This window comes from Variovorax sp. P4_D9, assembly GCF_056401695.1.
In genome coordinates this window covers 1-1,573 of the sequence record NZ_JBFUIU010001368.1, presented here as the reverse complement: position 1 = coordinate 1,573, position 1,573 = coordinate 1, and the positions used below count along the sequence as shown (strand labels likewise).

Sequence of the window (1,573 nt, the reverse complement as noted above, 5' to 3'; positions counted from 1 at the left end):
CAGCTCCTCGGCGATCCGCTTGGCGACCGAGGTCGCGGCAATGCGCCGCGGCTGGGTGTGGCCGATCAGCCGGCCCTTGCCCTGCGGCGCGTTGCGCTTGCCGCGGCCGAGGGCCAGCACGATCTTTGGCAGCTGCGTGGTCTTGCCCGAGCCGGTCTCGCCGCAGACGATGACGACCTGGTTCACCTCGATGGCGGCGCTGATTTCGTCGCGCCGGGCCGACACCGGCAGGGACTCGGGGAACTCGATTCGAAGAGGAGACGAAGACAAGGCGGGCAGTTCGGGGAAAATCCCCGATTATCTTGCGCCCGGCAACTCCGCCCGACCTACCCCGCCAATGTCCACCGTCTTCAACTTCACCTTCGTGCCCTGGTTCCGCTCGGTCGCGCCCTACATCCACATGCACCGCGGCAAGACCTTCGTGGTCGCGATGGCCGGCGAGGCGATCGCCGCCGGCAAGCTGGCAAACATCGCCCAGGACCTGGCGCTGATCCAGAGCATGGGCGTCAAGGTTGTTCTGGTGCACGGCTTCCGGCCCCAGGTCAACGAGCAGCTGCGCGCCAAAGGTCACGAGGCCAGGTATTCGCACGGCATCCGCATCACCGACGAAGTGGCGCTCGACTGCGCCCAGGAGGCCGCCGGCCAGTTGCGCTACGAGATCGAGGCGGCCTTCAGCCAGGGCCTGCCGAACACCCCGATGGCCGGCTCGACGATCCGCGTGATCTCGGGCAACTTCGTCACCGCCCGGCCGGTCGGCGTGGTCGACGGCGTCGACTTCCAGCATTCTGGGCTGGTGCGCAAGGTCGATGCGGCCGGCATCCGGCGCGCCCTGGACTTCGGCTCGATGGTGCTGCTGTCGCCGTTCGGCTTCTCACCCACCGGCGAGGCCTTCAACCTGACGATGGAAGAGGTCGCGACCAGCGTGGCAATCTCGATCCAGGCCGACAAGCTGATCTTCCTGACCGAAGTGCCCGGCATCGCCCAGGACGCGAGCCTGCCGATCAGCGAGGAGAACCCGATCGACACCGAACTGCCGCTCGACACCGCCCGCAAGCTGCTGGCCGCGCTGCCGCCGCCGCAGCGCCCGACCGACACCGCCTTCTACCTGCAGCACTGCGTGAAGGCCTGCGAGGCCGGCGTCGAACGCAACCATATCCTGCCCTTCTCGGTCGACGGCTCGCTGCTGCTCGAGGTCTACGTGCACGACGGCATCGGCACCATGATCATTGACGAGAAGCTCGAGTCGCTGCGCGAGGCCACGGCCGACGACATCGGCGRCATCCTGCAGCYGATCGAGCCCTTCGAGCGCGACGGCACGCTGGTCAAGCGCAGCCGCACCGAGATCGAGCGCGACATCGGCCAGTACACCGTGATCGAGCACGACGGCGTGATCTTCGGTTGCGCGGCGCTCTATCCGTACCCCGAAGCGAAGACCGCCGAGATGGCCGCGCTGACCGTGTCGCCGCATTCGCAGGCCCAAGGCGACGGCGAACGCATCCTGAAACGTGTCGAGCAGCGCGCCAAGGCCTCCGGGCTCGAGAGCATCTTCGTGCTCACCACCCGAACCATGCAC

At 67.5% G+C, this 1,573-nt stretch carries 2 protein-coding genes; one reads left to right on the top strand and one right to left on the bottom strand.

The annotated features are described in order from the left end of the window. A partial coding sequence (locus AC1DY5_RS55020) for a hypothetical protein (RefSeq protein WP_478122596.1) occupies nucleotides 1-270 on the bottom strand: 270 nt, incomplete at its 3' end. Nucleotides 271-337: 67 nt separating this feature from the next. On the opposite strand from AC1DY5_RS55020, the gene argA reads away from it, so the two are divergent. Further along, the coding region (gene argA, locus AC1DY5_RS55015) for an amino-acid N-acetyltransferase (RefSeq protein ID WP_478122595.1) at nucleotides 338-1,573 on the top strand (1,236 nt) is incomplete at its 3' end.